At 44.5% G+C, this 15873-nt stretch carries 13 protein-coding genes, 2 pseudogenes and 1 other annotated feature; all 15 genes and pseudogenes read right to left on the bottom strand.

Going from position 1 to position 15873, the window contains the following annotated elements; genetic code table 11:
* Positions 1 to 105: 105 nt before the first annotated feature.
* Complete coding sequence (gene fusA / locus BM243_RS14705) at positions 106 to 2172, bottom strand: elongation factor G (RefSeq protein WP_074913340.1); 2067 nt, start codon at positions 2170 to 2172, stop codon at positions 106 to 108.
* A 72-nt stretch (positions 2173 to 2244) separates the two neighbouring features.
* A complete protein-coding gene (gene rpsG, locus BM243_RS14700) occupies positions 2245 to 2715 on the bottom strand; it encodes a 30S ribosomal protein S7 (RefSeq protein ID WP_074913338.1) in 471 nt (156 codons plus the stop codon).
* A gap of 136 nt (positions 2716 to 2851) precedes the next feature.
* Positions 2852 to 3232 carry a 30S ribosomal protein S12 gene (gene rpsL / locus BM243_RS14695; RefSeq protein WP_031577583.1) on the bottom strand — a complete coding sequence of 127 codons (381 nt, stop codon included), beginning with the start codon at positions 3230 to 3232 and terminating at the stop codon, positions 2852 to 2854.
* Positions 3233 to 3499: 267 nt separating this feature from the next.
* Positions 3500 to 7048, bottom strand: a complete 3549-nt coding sequence (gene rpoC, locus BM243_RS14690) for a DNA-directed RNA polymerase subunit beta' (protein ID WP_074913336.1) — start codon at positions 7046 to 7048, stop codon at positions 3500 to 3502.
* Positions 7049 to 7257: 209 nt separating this feature from the next.
* Positions 7258 to 10750: pseudogene (gene rpoB, locus BM243_RS14685) on the bottom strand (DNA-directed RNA polymerase subunit beta); the annotation flags it as partial.
* A 298-nt stretch (positions 10751 to 11048) separates the two neighbouring features.
* Positions 11049 to 11681 (bottom strand): GyrI-like domain-containing protein, encoded by a 633-nt coding sequence (locus tag BM243_RS14680; protein ID WP_074913332.1) that lies wholly within the window; start codon positions 11679 to 11681, stop codon positions 11049 to 11051.
* A 22-nt stretch (positions 11682 to 11703) separates the two neighbouring features.
* A complete protein-coding gene (locus BM243_RS14675; RefSeq protein ID WP_074913330.1) occupies positions 11704 to 12075 on the bottom strand; it encodes a YccF domain-containing protein in 372 nt (123 codons plus the stop codon).
* Between the two features lie 147 nt (positions 12076 to 12222).
* Entirely contained in the window at positions 12223 to 12594 is a 372-nt protein-coding gene (gene rplL / locus BM243_RS14670) for a 50S ribosomal protein L7/L12 (RefSeq protein ID WP_074913328.1), read from the bottom strand.
* Between the two features lie 63 nt (positions 12595 to 12657).
* The gene (gene rplJ, locus BM243_RS14665) at positions 12658 to 13155 is read right to left on the bottom strand and encodes a 50S ribosomal protein L10 (protein WP_031577577.1); all 498 of its coding nucleotides are present in this window, start codon (positions 13153 to 13155) and stop codon (positions 12658 to 12660) included.
* 38 nt (positions 13156 to 13193) lie between these two features.
* Positions 13194 to 13319 (bottom strand) — a sequence feature (ribosomal protein L10 leader region).
* 43 nt (positions 13320 to 13362) lie between these two features.
* Positions 13363 to 14052 carry a 50S ribosomal protein L1 gene (gene rplA, locus BM243_RS14660; RefSeq protein ID WP_074913325.1) on the bottom strand — a complete coding sequence of 230 codons (690 nt, stop codon included), beginning with the start codon at positions 14050 to 14052 and terminating at the stop codon, positions 13363 to 13365.
* Positions 14053 to 14110: 58 nt separating this feature from the next.
* On the bottom strand, positions 14111 to 14536 hold the full coding sequence (gene rplK, locus BM243_RS14655) for a 50S ribosomal protein L11 (protein WP_074913323.1): 426 nt from the start codon (positions 14534 to 14536) through the stop codon (positions 14111 to 14113).
* A gap of 79 nt (positions 14537 to 14615) precedes the next feature.
* Positions 14616 to 15140, bottom strand: coding sequence for a transcription termination/antitermination protein NusG (gene nusG / locus BM243_RS14650; RefSeq protein WP_074913321.1), 525 nt, complete (start codon positions 15138 to 15140; stop codon positions 14616 to 14618).
* 45 nt (positions 15141 to 15185) lie between these two features.
* Entirely contained in the window at positions 15186 to 15386 is a 201-nt protein-coding gene (gene secE / locus BM243_RS14645; protein WP_074913318.1) for a preprotein translocase subunit SecE, read from the bottom strand.
* A gap of 22 nt (positions 15387 to 15408) precedes the next feature.
* Positions 15409 to 15558 carry a 50S ribosomal protein L33 gene (gene rpmG / locus BM243_RS14640; RefSeq protein WP_031577571.1) on the bottom strand — a complete coding sequence of 50 codons (150 nt, stop codon included), beginning with the start codon at positions 15556 to 15558 and terminating at the stop codon, positions 15409 to 15411.
* A 220-nt stretch (positions 15559 to 15778) separates the two neighbouring features.
* A pseudogene (locus BM243_RS14635) lies at positions 15779 to 15873 on the bottom strand (elongation factor Tu); the annotation flags it as partial.

The following is a 15873-nucleotide window of genomic DNA, read 5'->3' as shown; positions in this document are numbered from 1 at the left end:
GGTCTTACCATGGTCTACGTGACCGATGGTTCCGATATTTACGTGTGGCTTGCTTCTCTCAAATTTTACTTTTGCCATGTTTCTTTCCTCCTTAATATCTTAAGATTATGCTCTCTTCTTTCCAGCAATTTCTTCCTGGATGCTCTTTGGAACTGGCTCATAGTGGTCAAATTCCATAGCGTACACACCTCTACCCTGAGTTTTGGATCTCAGTGTGGTTGCGTAACCAAACATTTCAGACAGTGGAACGAAGGATGCAACAACCTTAGCACCTGCTCTGTCTGTCATACCTTCGATTCTACCTCTTCTGGAGTTGATGTCACCAATTACATCTCCCATGTATTCTTCTGGGACGGTAACTTCAACCTTCATCATTGGTTCAAGAATCTGAGGTGCTGCCTTTGCCATTGCGTTCTTGAACGCCATGGATCCAGCAATCTTAAATGCCATTTCGTTGGAGTCTACATCATGGTAGGATCCGTCAACGATTCTAGCTCTGAAGTTGATGGTTGGGTAACCACCAATGATACCTGCCTGGGATGCCTCACGGATACCCTGGTCAACAGCTGGTACGTATTCTCTTGGAACCACACCACCTACGATACCATTTTCGAAGGTATATTCTCCTTCATGAGGAATCAGTTCGATGACTGCGTGTCCATACTGTCCACGTCCACCGGACTGTCTTACAAACTTACCTTCAGCCTTAACAGCCTGAGTAATGGTTTCCTTGTAAGCAACCTGAGGAGCACCTACATTACACTCTACTTTAAATTCTCTCTGAAGTCTGTCAACGATGATTTCCAGGTGAAGCTCACCCATACCAGCGATGATGACCTGTCCTGTTTCCTGATCGGTGTAAGTCTTGAAAGTTGGATCCTCTTCAGCAAGTTTTGCCAAAGCGATACCCATCTTTTCCTGACCAGCCTTGGTCTTAGGCTCGATAGCTACACGGATAACAGGTTCTGGGAATACCATGGATTCCAGAATGATTGGCGCATTGTCCGCACATAGTGTATCTCCAGTAGTGGTATCCTTCAGACCAACAACAGCACCGATATCTCCAGCTCTAAGCTCTTCGATTTCCTGTCTGTGGTTGGCATGCATCTTTACAAGACGTCCAATTCTTTCCTTCTTGTTCTTTGTGGAGTTAAGCACATAAGAACCGGAAGTCATCACACCGGAGTAGATTCTGGTGAATGCCAGTCTTCCGATGAATGGGTCTGTGGCAATTTTGAATGCCAGAGCAGACATTGGTGCATCGTCAGATGCCTGTCTTGAATCTTCTTCACCTTCCAGAGACTCACCAGCGATGGCTGGGATATCCACTGGGGATGGCAGATAATCAACTGCTGCATCGATCATTTCCTGTACACCCTTGTTCTTATAAGAAGAACCGCAGATAACTGGGACGATCTGGTTATTGATGGTACCCTTTCTAAGGGCAACCTTCATTTCTTCTACAGTGATTTCTTCCCCTTCCAGGTACTTCATGGTCAGTTCCTCATCAAGGTCTGCCACTGCTTCTACCAGAAGAGTTCTGAATTCCTGAGCTTTCTCCTTTACACTTTCTGGAATTGGTCCTACTTCGATTTCCTTACCGAGGTCATCTAGGTGAACGATTCCTTCCATAGTTACCAGGTCAACTACGCCCTTGAATTCTGATTCAGCACCGATTGGAATCTGAATTGGAACTGCATTACAGCGCAGTCTTTCCTTGATGGTTTCTACAGACTTGAAGAAATCTGCTCCTGTCGCATCCATCTTGTTGATGTACACAACTCTTGGAACTCCGTACTTGTCAGCCTGTCTCCAAACTGTTTCAGTCTGAGGCTCAACACCACTCTTTGCATCAAGAACTGTTACCGCACCGTCAAGCACTCTAAGTGAACGCTCTACTTCTACGGTAAAGTCTACGTGTCCAGGGGTATCGATGATATTAATAACGTGTCCCTTCCAGTTTGCTGTGGTAGCAGCGGAAGTGATCGTAATTCCTCTTTCTTTTTCCTGAGCCATCCAGTCCATCTGTGATTCCCCTTCGTGGGTTTCACCGATTTTATGGGTCTTTCCAGTATAGAAAAGAATACGCTCAGTGGTGGTTGTTTTACCTGCGTCGATATGTGCCATAATCCCTATATTACGAAACTTTTCTAAAGGGAACTCTCTTGCCACATGGACTCCTCCTCTCGTGATTATATTGCATAAAACTGCTTTAGCGGTGCTAAAACAGTTCTATGCTCAAAATTAATATCTGTAGTGAGCAAACGCCTTATTGGCTTCTGCCATTCTGTGTGTGTCTTCTCTCTTCTTGACAGCAGCTCCGGTGTTGTTTGCAGCGTCCATCAGCTCTCCAGCTAATCTCTCTCTTGCATACTTCTCGGATCTCTTGTCAACTGCAAGAAGCATCCATCTGATTCCCAGAGTCTGTCTTCTCTCAGGTCTAACTTCAATTGGAACCTGGTAGTTGGAACCACCTATTCTTCTTGACTTGACTTCGAGTAGTGGCATTACGTTGTTCATGGCCTCTTCAAACACATTAACAGGATCTTTTCCTGTCTTTTCCTGAATGATCGCAAATGCTTCATAAACGATCTTCTGGGCTACGCCCTTCTTGCCATCCTCCATTACATTGTTGATGAGCTTAGTCACAACTTTGGAGTTGTACATTGGATCTGCTAAAACTTCTCTTTTTGCAATATATCCTTTTCTTGGCACTTTTCTTCCCTCCTTAACTAAATTAATTCATCGGTACTCGGTAATTCAAACCGCAAAGCGCTCTGTATATTCTATATGAATGAAAACCTACTATTTTCCAATATATATCCTAAACATAGCACTGCACAAAGTGTAATTACTTCTTAACCTTTGGTCTCTTTGCACCATACTTGGATCTTGACTGCATTCTGCCGTTTACGCCAGCGCTGTCAAGAGCACCTCTTACAATGTGGTAACGTACACCAGGAAGGTCCTTGACTCTTCCACCTCTGATCAGAACAACGCTATGTTCCTGCAGATTGTGACCTACACCACCGATGTATGCGGTAACTTCAAATCCGTTAACAAGTCTTACTCTTGCTACTTTTCTAAGTGCGGAGTTAGGCTTCTTAGGTGTAGTTGTCTTTACAACAGTACAAACGCCTCTCTTCTGAGGAGCTTCCTTCAGAGCTGGTGAACCAGTCTTGTAAATAACAGTTTCTCTACCTTTTCTTACTAATTGGTTAATAGTTGGCATCATTTCACCTCCGTTTTTTGTGGATCATCTATATTAAAATAAATATAGCAACATCAGATTAGAGCAAAATCTGCTCTAAAGCAACAGTTTTCATGGATTATTCTACAGCACTTCGGCGCATTTTTCTTTAAATACTTTTTAAGTTATTGTAAAGACTTGCCTTGAGGCTCTAGATAAAGGTCTTCCGAACCGGGATCATCCCGGTCCGGCACCTTAAAATCACACAAAGATTATTTTATCACCATCTTACTGGTATGTAAAGGAGAATTATTCCTCGTCGAATAAATCCACATCTTCCACTTCAGGCATTTCCACGATTTCTCTTTCTGTGGACAGCTTGATGTGGTTGTATCTTCTCATACCGGTACCTGCTGGAATCAGCTTACCGATGATGACATTTTCCTTCAGACCCAGCAGCGGGTCAATTTTACCCTTAATCGCTGCATCTGTCAGTACTCTTGTTGTTTCCTGGAAGGACGCTGCAGACAGGAAGGAGTCTGTTGCAAGGGACGCCTTGGTGATACCAAGAAGAACCTGCTCTCCTTCTGCCTCCTGAAGTCCAAGTTCCCGTACTCTGTCGTTTTCTTCATTGAAATCGAAGATGTCTACAAGAACACCAGGCATCAGGGTTGTATCGTGCGCTTCTGAGACTCGAACTTTTCTAGTCATCTGACGCACAACCACTTCAATATGCTTATCATTGGTATCAACACCCTGGAGTCTGTATACCTTCTGCACTTCTGCCAGAAGATACTCTCTCACGCCGCTGATTCCCTTTATTCTAGCGATATCGTGTGGATTGATGGATCCTTCTGTGATGCTGTCTCCAGCTTCTATGACATCTCCATCATGGACCTTGAGACGTGAACCGAAGCTGATGTCGTAGCTGTATTCCTCTCCATCTTCGGAAAGAACATACACCACTCTCTTCTTCTTGGTCTCATCTATTCTGACAGTACCTCTGATATCAGATACTACTGCAAGTCCCTTTGGCTTTCTGGCTTCAAAGAGCTCTTCAACTCTAGGAAGACCCTGGGTGATATCGGATCCCGCTACACCACCGGTATGGAAGGTTCTCATGGTCAGCTGGGTACCAGGTTCACCGATACTCTGTGCTGCAATGATTCCAACCGCTTCACCGATATTGATTCTCTGTCCTGTTGCCATGTTCATACCGTAGCACTTGCCACAGACACCAACCTTGGTCTTACAGGTGAATACAGAGCGGATATACACTCTCTTCACGCCAACTTCATCGATTTTTTCCGCCATTAGCGGCTCGATGTACTCATTCTTCTTCACCATCACTTCTCCAGTTTCTGGATGGATGATGTCTTCCAGAGCATATCGCCCTGTGAGTCTTTCTCCAAGAGTCTCTACTACTTCAGCCCCTTCTTTGATGGCTTCAATGTAAATACCCTCTTCAGTTCCGCAATCCGCTTCACGGACAATTACATCCTGAGAAACGTCAACCAGTCTTCTGGTCAGGTATCCGGAGTCAGCAGTCTTAAGCGCTGTATCCGCATTACCCTTACGGGCTCCGTGAGTGGAGATGAAGTACTCTGAGATGTTCAGACCTTCTACGAAGGAAGCTCTGATGGGAAGTTCTACAATCTTACCAGATGGGTTGGCCATAAGACCTCTCATACCAGCAAGCTGCTTAATCTGGGACTTACTACCTCTCGCACCGGAGTCCGCCATCATAAAGATTGGGTTGTAACGGTCCAGGGAGTCCATGAGGGCATCCGCCACTTCATCGGTGGTTTTGGTCCACTTGTCAATAACTCTTTCATAACGTTCATCTTCGGAGATGAGTCCTCTTCTGAACATGGTTTCAATTTTCTTTACAGTAGCATCTGCATCTGCCAGAAGCTCTTTCTTCTTGTCCGGAACGATCATATCTGAGATCGCAACGGTTACCGCTCCAATGGTGGAGTAGTGGAAGCCAAGAGACTTGATTTCATCCAGCATCACGGAGGTTCTGGTTGGACCATACTTGATGTAGCATCTGTTGATGATCTTTTCCAGCTGCTTCTTTCCAACAAGGAAATCCACTTCCAGCATCAATGCGTTTTCCGGATTCTCTCTATCTATGAATCCTAGATCCTGTGGAATGGATTCATTGAAAATGAGTTTTCCAAGAGTCGTCTTGATGACCGCTGATTTCTTTTCTCCGCCTATATTCTTATGAACACGAACCTTTACAGTTTCCTGCAGGGTTACGTTCTTCAGCTGATAGGACATGAGTGCTTCTTCTTTCGATGCGAAGATCTTCACTTCATTTTCAGACACTTCTTTTTCCATGGTGAGGTAATACGCACCAAGGACCATATCCTGGGAAGGAACCGCTACCGGTTTTCCGTCGGATGGCTTCAGAATGTTTCCGGAAGCAAGCATCAGGAATCTGGATTCCGCCTGCGCTTCCATGGACAGCGGTACGTGAACCGCCATCTGGTCTCCATCAAAGTCCGCATTGTACGCTGTACAAACCAGCGGATGAAGCTTGATGGCTCTACCTTCGATGAGCACCGGCTGGAAGGCCTGGATACCCAGTCTATGCAGTGTGGGCGCACGGTTGAGAAGCACTGGATGGTCTGTAATAACCTCTTCCAGAATATCCCAAACCTGTGGCTGAATCTTTTCCACCATTCTCTTTGCACTCTTGATGTTGTGCGCAGTGCCGTTTTTCACAAGCTTCTTCATAACAAAAGGCTTGAACAGCTCCAGTGCCATTTCCTTAGGAAGACCACACTGGTACATTTTCAGTTCCGGACCAACAACGATAACGGATCGTCCGGAGTAGTCTACTCTCTTACCAAGAAGGTTCTGTCTGAAACGTCCCTGCTTACCTTTCAGCATATCAGAAAGGGATTTTAAAGGTCTGTTTCCAGGTCCTGTTACAGGTCTTCCTCGTCTGCCGTTGTCAATGAGGGCATCTACAGCTTCCTGCAGCATTCTCTTCTCGTTTCTCACAATAATGTCTGGTGCTCCTAAATCAAGAAGCTTCTTCAGACGGTTGTTTCTGTTGATGACTCTTCTATAAAGGTCATTGAGGTCAGAGGTGGCAAAACGCCCACCATCGAGCTGTACCATCGGACGGATATCCGGTGGAATTACTGGAATCACATCAATAATCATCCAGTCCGGTCTGTTTCCAGACTGACGGAAGGATTCCACCACTTCCAGTCTTCTGACGATTCTGATCTTCTTCTGGCCAGTTGCAGTCTTCAGCTCTTCTTTGAGCTCTGCTCCCATGGCTTCCAGATTAATCTCCTCGAGAAGTGCTTTGATGGCTTCTGCCCCCATCTTCGCATCAAAGGCTTCATAGCCTTCCTGCTCGATGTATTCTCTGTATTCTCTCTCTGAAAGAATCTGCTTCTTCATGAGGGTGGTTTCCTTCGGATCCAGTACCACATAGGAAGCGAAATAAAGAACTCTTTCCAGAGATCTTGGGCTCATGTCAAGGATCAGTCCCATTCTGGATGGGATACCCTTGAAATACCAGATGTGGGAGACTGGGGCAGCAAGCTCAATGTGCCCCATTCTCTCTCTTCTTACTTTGGATTTTGTGACTTCAACGCCGCAGCGGTCACAGACGATACCCTTATAACGTACTCTCTTGTACTTACCACAGTGACATTCCCAGTCCTTCATAGGTCCGAAGATCCTCTCGCAGAAGAGTCCGTCTCTTTCAGGCTTCAGGGTTCTGTAGTTAATGGTCTCAGGCTTTTTTACCTCACCTCTGGACCAGCTTCGGATCTCCGCAGGAGACGCGAGGCCAATCTTCAAGGCATCAAAATTATTTAATTCTATCAAGGGTAATCCTCCCTTCAATTACTCTAAATCATCAGCGAAACTGTTTGAACTTACTTCTTCAAAATCATCCTCATCAGTGATGATGTGGGTGTTTTCATCGATTTCCTCTGGAAGATCAATAATGACATCTTCAGGCGCGTCAATCTTGATTTCTTTAATGGACAAGGCTGCTTCCTCATAATCGGAATCTTCCTTCAGCTCGATTTCTTCACGCTCATCATTAAGTACCTTCACATTGAGGCAAAGTGCCTGAAGTTCCTTAATAAGAACCTTAAAGGATTCTGGAACACCTGGTTCAGGAATGTTCTCCCCCTTGACGATGGATTCGTATGTCTTCACACGACCCACAACGTCATCGGACTTCACGGTCAGGATTTCCTGGAGGGTATGTGCTGAACCATAAGCTTCCAGTGCCCAAACTTCCATTTCACCAAATCTCTGTCCACCGAACTGGGCCTTACCGCCAAGAGGCTGCTGGGTAACCAGTGAGTATGGACCTGTACTTCTTGCGTGGATCTTGTCATCAACAAGATGCGCAAGCTTCAGGATATACATGTATCCTACGGTAACTTCATTGTCAAAAGGTTCGCCTGTTCTTCCATCATACAGTACAGTCTTACCGTTTCTGTTGAATCCGGCTCTTTCCAGTGTATCTTCAATGTCCTTCTCAGAAGCACCATCAAATACTGGAGTTGCCACATGCCAGCCAAGTTTCGCAGCCGCCCATCCAAGATGGACTTCAAGAACCTGACCGATATTCATACGGGAAGGAACACCCAGTGGGTTGAGGCAGATCTGCAGAGGTCTTCCGTCAGGAAGGAATGGCATATCTTCTTCTGGGAGCACTCTGGAGATAACACCCTTGTTACCATGACGTCCAGCCATCTTGTCACCTACAGAGATTTTTCTTCTCTGAGCAATGTAGCAGCGGACCAGCATGTTCACGCCTGGTGGCAGCTCGTCTTCATTTTCTCTTGTAAAGATTTTGATATCCACGATGATACCCGCTTCTCCATGAGGCACTCTTAAAGAGGTGTCTCTCACTTCTCTCGCTTTCTCACCGAAGATGGCTCTAAGAAGTCTTTCTTCAGAAGTCAGATCTGTTTCACCCTTAGGTGTCACTTTACCAACCAGAATGTCGCCGGAGCGGACTTCTGCACCAATACGGATGATTCCGCGTTCATCAATATCCTTCAGGGAATCTTCACCCACGTTGGGGATATCTCTTGTGATTTCTTCAGGCCCGAGCTTTGTGTCTCTTGCCTCTGCTTCATATTCTTCAATATGGATAGAGGTGAAGACGTCATCGCGCACAAGCTCTTCAGAAATCAGCATAGCATCTTCATAATTGTATCCTTCCCAGGTGATAAAGCCCATTCGGATGTTCTTTCCAAGAGCGATTTCTCCCAGGTCGGTGGATGGTCCATCGGCAAGAAGGTCACCCTTCTCCACATGCTCACCCTTTCTTACCAGAGGTTTCTGATTGATACAGGTTCCCTGGTTGCTTCTCTTGAACTTCAGAAGCTTATAGTGATCTACAGAGCCGTTGTCGTCTCTCTTGATCTTTACTTCATTTCCGCTGACATAAAGGACAGTTCCAGCATTCTTTGCCTTTGGCAGAACTCCGGAGTCCAGCGCAGCTTTATACTCAATTCCAGTACCTACATAAGGAGCAGCAGGCTTTAGAAGCGGCACTGCCTGACGCTGCATGTTGGAACCCATAAGGGCTCTGGAAGCATCGTCATTCTCAAGGAATGGAATCATTGCTGTAGCCACAGATACGATCTGTCTTGGAGAAATGTCCATCAGGTCCACTTCTGCTCTTGGCACAACCAGCACATCTTCTCTAAATCTTACAGTAACACGCTCATCAATGAACATGGAGTTCTCATCCAGAAGTTCATTGGCCTGTGCCACAAGAAGCTCATCTTCTTCATCTGCTGTGAAGTACTTCACATCGGTGGTTACTCTTCCTGTCCCCTTTTCCACCAGTCTATAAGGCGTTTCAATGAATCCATACTCATTGACCCTTGCATAGGTGGATAGGGAGTTGATGAGACCGATGTTCGGACCTTCAGGTGTTTCAATCGGACACATTCTTCCATAATGGGAATGATGTACGTCTCGGACTTCAAAGCCCGCTCTTTCTCTGGACAGACCACCAGGTCCCAGGGCAGAAAGTCTTCTCTTATGAGTAAGTTCTGACAGCGGATTGGTCTGGTCCATGAACTGTGACAGCTGGGAGGATCCGAAGAATTCCTTCACCGCTGCAGTAACAGGACGGATATTGATCAGCGCCTGTGGCGTGATGTTCTCCTGATCCTGAATGGTCATTCTTTCCTTTACTACTCTTTCCATTCTGGAAAGACCGATTCTGAACTGGTTCTGAAGAAGTTCTCCAACAGAACGCAGTCTTCTGTTTCCAAGATGGTCGATGTCATCCACATGTCCAACACCATGACCAAGGCCGATCTCATAGCTTATGCTGGCAAATATATCATCCTTCAGCACATGCTTTGGCACCAACGCATGATGGCTCTTCTTCAGCTCTTCCTTGAGATCCTCTTCAGAAAGCTCCTGATCCAGGATTGCCTTCAGGGTTGGATAATGCACCATTTCCTTGATGTGCACTTCCTTTGGATCAAAGGACACAAAGTCATGAAGATGTACAAAATGGTTACCGATGACTCTGACTTCGACATCTTCCACCATAATGTCCACTACATTGATACCGGACTGCATGATGGTATGCGCAAGCTCTCTTGAAATCTTCTCACCCTTGGAAACCAGAATTTCTCCTGTTTCTTCATTCACAACATCTCTCGCTGCTGTCTGGTTCACAAGTCTTCCCGCAATGGAAAGCTTCTTGTTGAACTTGTAGCGGCCAACCTTAGAAAGATCGTATCTCTTTGCATCAAAGAACAGAGAATCAATAAGGGATGTGGCACTGTCTACGGTTGGTGGTTCACCAGGTCTTAATCTCTTGTATACTTCAAGAAGACCTTCTTCATGGGTGTTTGTGCTATCTTTTTCAAGGGTTGCCTTTAATCGCTCATCCTCACCAAAATAATCCAGGATCTCCTGATCTGAATTGAAGCCCATTGCTCTTGCAAGCACTGTGATTGGCAGTTTTCTGGTCTTGTCAATTCTTACGTTGATGACTTCGTTGGAATCTGTCTCATACTCCAGCCATGCACCACGATTCGGAATTACCGTCGCTGAATAAAGCTTCTTTCCTGTCTTATCGATGGTTTCATTGTAATATACACCTGGAGACCTTACGAGCTGAGACACGATTACTCTTTCCGCACCGTTGATGATGAAAGTTCCTTGTTCGGTCATCACTGGGAATTCTCCCATGAACACCTCTTGCTCTTTGATTTCGCCGGTTTCAATGTTCTCCAGACGAATCTTCACTTTCATTGGCGCAGAGTATGTGGCGTCTCTCTCTTTGCATTCCTCAATGGAATACTTGATGTTTTCTCGGTCCAGATGGAATCCTATGAATTTCAGAACCAGATTTCCACCATAATTGGAAATAGGGTTAATGTCGTCGAAAACCTCATCTAAACCTTCACTTAGAAACCAATTGTAGGAATCTAATTGAATCTCAATAAGATTAGGCATTTCATAGACGTCCTTAACCCTTCCGAAACTCATTCGCGTCCGCTTTCCTGTTGAAATTGGAACAGGATGTACCATTAGCATTCACCCCTTATATAAACTAAAATAACCAGAAAATGCGCATAGCTCCCCTAGGGACCTTGCACTTCTGGAACGTGACATACATTGTGATTTTTCTTGACGCCCGCCGACAATCGCAAAAAATCCCGTATACTATTCTAACCGATTTTTCACTCTTTTACAAGAGTACGATTATATATATTATCATAATATTAACATCTGGTCAATAAAAAAAACTGGTTTTCACAAAAATACAGGGTGCCACGCGCGTACATCAGCAGCACCTGTACGAAAATCAGATCTGTCTCCATCCCCTTTACTTTGGTCTCACTGGATGGCGGAGCACCGTTTTCCATTTAACTGGAGAAACCTTCCGGATATCAGAAAGATAAATCTCGTGATGCATTCTGCCCGGAGCAAAATCCTCCGCATAGCCTTCTTCCAGCAAGAACCTCTCCATGAGATCAAGAGAATCCCTTTCGGTGTCAAAAGGCCCCACATGCGTCATCTGAACACAGAGCCCTTCTTCCAGCTCCCAATACTTCACCTCACTGAAATCTGTTTTTTTCTTGGCGCTGGCTGCCGCCACTGCCCAGTCCACATCTTTCTGAGAGATAAAATCAGGAACCCTCAGTACAGAGATCCAGCTGAAGGAAGCCTTGTTTTCAAGATCCACTCCTTGAACTCCTTCTTGCCACCAGAACCCTTCCAATGGCGGTACTACATACTCAAAGAATCCCTCAATTCTATACGCTCCCTTGCAGCTCATCTTCAGTGTATACGCAACAGCATATAAAGCTGCCAGAGCTTTGCTGTAGTTGCCTTCACGCTCATTGGGATCGCCAGCTCCTTGCACCGCAAGAAACTTCATAGCAGGGACACTGATGATCTCTGGACTGTTTTGGGGACGATACAGCTCTTTATACTCTTTCTTGAAGTCAAAAATCATAATTCTCCCTCCAAACAGTCCGTTACCTCACATGTATGACCCTGGCACCAAAGGGCATCAGGCTAAGCTTAGCCATCTTGAAGCTCTGAAGTCCAAAAGGAATACCAATGACAGTCACACAAAGTAAAATACCAGTCACCACATTGGCCACAGCCAGTTCAATGCCACCGATGAAAATCCACAAGAGATTCACAAGAAACGATCCTGCACCCATGCCATCGTAGGTTACTTCCTTCCCAAAGGGAAAGAGCTGGAGTCCTGCCATTTTGAAACACTGGATTCCAACTGGAAGTCCAATAATGGTCACCGACCACAGAAGCCCAAAGAAGAACCATAGCGCCGCTGGGATAAAGCCACCCAAAAGAAACCAGATTATATTGCCAAGAACACTCATTTAAATCACCTCTCCTCTGTATTCTACAGAAACAAGATGAATATCCGATTAAAACCAGCAATACAAACCCACTTTTATAAGAAAAATCCTCAGATAGAAAAAAAAATCCGGTCACAAAGAACCGGATTTTTTATAGGTAGACTTTAATTACTTAACTTCTACTTCAGCGCCAACTTCTGTAAGCTTAGCAGCAAGTGCATCAGCTTCATCCTTGGAAACGCCTTCCTTCAGAGTCTTAGGAGCTCCGTCAACGATTTCCTTAGCTTCCTTCAGTCCAAGACCTGTAGCTTCTCTAACAGCCTTGATAACCTTGATCTTTTCTGCGCCTGCAGACTTCAGAACTACGTCGAATTCTGTCTTCTCTTCAACTGCTGCGCCAGCATCTGCTGCGCCTGCAACTGCTACTGGAGCTGCTGCGGATACACCAAACTCCTCTTCACATGCCTTAACCAATTCATTTAATTCTAAAACGGACATTTCCTTAATTGCTGCAATAATTTCTTCTCTTGATACTGCCATTTATAGACACCTCCATATATATTTCAAAATATTTTTGTTTTGGCTTCTCGCCATGACTAGTTCTTATGCTTCCTTGCTTTCTGCTACTGCATTCAGCATGTAAACAAGATTTGATAATGGGCTCTTGATGCTTCCAAGGAACTTTCCGATCAAGACTTCCTTCGCAGGAATCTTAGCCAGCTGGTTCATCAGTTCAGCGTCATATACCTTACCATCAACATATCCACCCTTGATTTCAAGCTTCTTAGCCGCTTTTGCGAAATCAGCGATGAGCTTTGCTGCTGTAGTTTCATCATCATACCCGAATGCTATGGATACTGGTCCTTCCAGGTACTGTTCCAATCCTTCGATTCCCAGTTCCTGAGCAGCTCTAGTTACCATTGTATTCTTGTAGACTTTGTACTCAACGTTGTTCTTTCTCAGCGTACTTCTCAGTTCTGTATCCTGCTCAACATTGATTCCTTGATAGTTTACAAGTACCAGAGACTTGGCTTTTTCCATTTTCTCTCTGATTTCCTGCACTTTTTGCGCTTTTACTTCCAAAATGTTACTGTTGCTCACTGTGTGTCCACCTCCTCACAGCTTTTACACTGCTTACTAAATCCTAACAAAAAGGCCTCTCCAAGACGAGGAGAGACCTTAGTTTTAAAAACTATAAAGTACTCGCACCTCGGTGGGACTTATGAGAAACTCACCCACTGTCTTAGTATGCATATTTTGTTATTCAACTACGAGATTATACCATGTACTCTCTGTAAAGTCAACAGATTAATCTGTAACCTTAGTTGGGTTGATCTTTACGCCAGGTCCCATGGTTGCAGAAATAGATACGGACTTCAGATACTGTCCTTTTGCAGCTGCAGGCTTAGCCTTCACAAGCGCTTCCATGATCGCTCTGAAGTTGTCCTTCAGCTTTTCTTCTCCGAAAGACTTCTTTCCGATTGGCACGTGAACGATAGAAGTCTTGTCAACTCTATATTCAACCTTACCAGCCTTGATGTCTTCGATGGCCTTGGTTACATCAAATGTAACGGTACCAGACTTTGGATTTGGCATAAGACCCTTAGGTCCGAGCACTCTACCAAGTCTACCAACAACACCCATCATGTCTGGAGTTGCTACTACTACATCGAAATCAAACCAGTTTTCCTTCTGGATCTTGTCAAGGTAGTCTTCTGCTCCAACATAATCTGCTCCAGCAGCTTCAGCTTCAGAAGCCTTAGCTCCCTTAGCGAAAACAAGAACCTTCACAGTCTTACCAGTTCCGTGTGGAAGTACTACCGCACCTCTTACCTGCTGGTCTGCGTGTCTTGGGTCAACTCCCAGCTTCACGTGAAGTTCGATGGTTTCATCAAACTTAGCTTTAGCAGTCTTTACTGCCAGTTCAAGCGCTTCTTGAGGAGTGTATAATACGCTCTTGTCAATCAGCTTTGCACTTTCTACATAATTCTTACCCATTAATATTGCCTCCTTCGTGGTTTTAACGGTTTTTTGCCTCCCACTTGATTAGGTTGTCTTATTCAACGATTGTAACGCCCATGCTTCTTGCAGTTCCTTCGATCATAGACATTGCTGCCTCGATGGATGCTGCATTCAGGTCTGGCATCTTTGTTTCAGCGATGGTTCTAACCTGATCCTTGGTAAGCTGAGCTACCTTAGTTCTGTTAGGTACACCTGAACCACTTTCAATTCCTGCTGCCTTCTTGATCAATACTGCAGCTGGTGGTGTCTTCAGGATGAAGCTGAAAGATCTGTCCTGGTAAACAGTGATTACAACTGGAATAATGTAACCAGCCTTATCTGCTGTTCTTGCGTTGAACTCCTTACAGAATCCCATAATGTTCACACCGTGCTGTCCAAGAGCTGGTCCAACTGGTGGAGCTGGAGTTGCCTTTCCTGCAGGAAGCTGTAACTTGATCATTCCTGTAACTTTCTTTGCCATGAGTTTATTCCTCCTATACTGTGGTAGATTGCGGGTATTTTACCCTCCCACTTATTTAAGACCCAAAGGGTCAAAAAACCTAATAAATTTTTTCTACTTGATTGTAGTCCAGTTCTGCCGGTGTTGCACGGCCGAACATCTCAACTTCAACCTTGACTTTACGCTTATCATGATTGATATCCACGATAGTCGCAGGGAATCCCTTAAATGGTGATGCGGTGATCTTGACACTTTCACCGATGGAAAGATCAATCACTTCATGGACTTCTGCAATACCCATGGAGCGCACCTCTTCATCAGTTAAGGGAACGGGATTATTGGACTTTGCACCAACAAATCCTGTAACACCTCTTGTATTTCTCACGATGTACCATGACTCTTCTGTCATGACCATCTTTACCAGAACATATCCGGGAAATTTCTTTTTCAGGACGACCTTTTCCTTGTCATCCTTTCTTTCGATGACTTCTTCCATAGGAACTTCAACACCTTGTAAAAGATGTTCAAGATTTCGGTTTTCAATCGCCTTTTCAAGGTTAACCTTTACCTTGTTTTCATAACCTGAATATGTATGAACAACGTACCAACGTGCTTTTTCTTCCATACGAAAATAGAGGAGCAGACAAAATGCTACCCCCTTCCTCCTTCTTTACAGTTTAAATAAGATTTCAGTTAAAAGACCATTAAAGATAAAGTCTGCAATGGCAATGAACAAAATGTAGATTGCACAGATCACAGCAACGATACCAATTGCTTTTTTAACTTCCTCTTTGGAGGGCCAGGTTATCTTTTTTATTTCATTTTTAGTCTCTTTTACAAATTGGAAAAGTCCTTTGCTCTTTGAAGTCATGAAATCACATCCTTAGTCTGTGTTACTTTGTTTCTTTGTGTGTTGTATGCTTTTTGCAGAATTTGCAATACTTGCTCATTTCCAGTCTTTCAGGATTGTTCTTCTTGTTTTTCATGGAATCGTAGTTTCTTTGCTTACACTCTGTGCATGCTAAAGTCATTCTTACTCTCACTTTGAGCACCTCCGTACTTTATAGTTTTATTTACATCATAAATAACCCCTTTTGCCCAGGGTATTACTAAATTACTTTATCACATGCTCTATGTCATGTCAAATAAAAACGGCGTTTTTTTTTGGAAGTCTTCAGGAAACCCTGGTCTAAGATCTTCCAGCATCCGCTGTAATTTAGGATAAAAAAGGACTGGTGAACCAGTCCTTTTATGATACTTGTCTTATTCGTTGATGGTAGTAACAACGCCTGAACCTACAGTTCTTCCACCCTCACGGATAGCGAATCTCAGTCCTTCGTCCATTGCGATTGGGGTGA

The organism is Proteiniclasticum ruminis (genome assembly GCF_900115135.1).
Taxonomy (GTDB): domain Bacteria; phylum Bacillota; class Clostridia; order Clostridiales; family Clostridiaceae; genus Proteiniclasticum; species Proteiniclasticum ruminis_A.
This window is presented reverse-complemented; position numbering and strand designations above follow the sequence as displayed.

Bases quoted from the DNA above. Each gene is read 5' to 3' on its own strand.
- rpsL (WP_031577583.1), bottom strand. From the start codon at position 3,232: ATGCCAACTATTAACCAATTAGTAAGAAAAGGTAGAGAAACTGTTATT.
- BM243_RS14680 (WP_074913332.1), bottom strand. From the start codon at position 11,681: ATGATTTTTGACTTCAAGAAAGAGTATAAAGAGCTGTATCGTCCCCAA.
- BM243_RS14675 (WP_074913330.1), bottom strand. From the start codon at position 12,075: ATGAGTGTTCTTGGCAATATAATCTGGTTTCTTTTGGGTGGCTTTATC.
- rplL (WP_074913328.1), bottom strand. From the start codon at position 12,594: ATGGCAGTATCAAGAGAAGAAATTATTGCAGCAATTAAGGAAATGTCC.
- rplA (WP_074913325.1), bottom strand. From the start codon at position 14,052: ATGGGTAAGAATTATGTAGAAAGTGCAAAGCTGATTGACAAGAGCGTA.
- rplK (WP_074913323.1), bottom strand. From the start codon at position 14,536: ATGGCAAAGAAAGTTACAGGAATGATCAAGTTACAGCTTCCTGCAGGA.
- nusG (WP_074913321.1), bottom strand. From the start codon at position 15,140: ATGGAAGAAAAAGCACGTTGGTACGTTGTTCATACATATTCAGGTTAT.
- secE (WP_074913318.1), bottom strand. From the start codon at position 15,386: ATGACTTCAAAGAGCAAAGGACTTTTCCAATTTGTAAAAGAGACTAAA.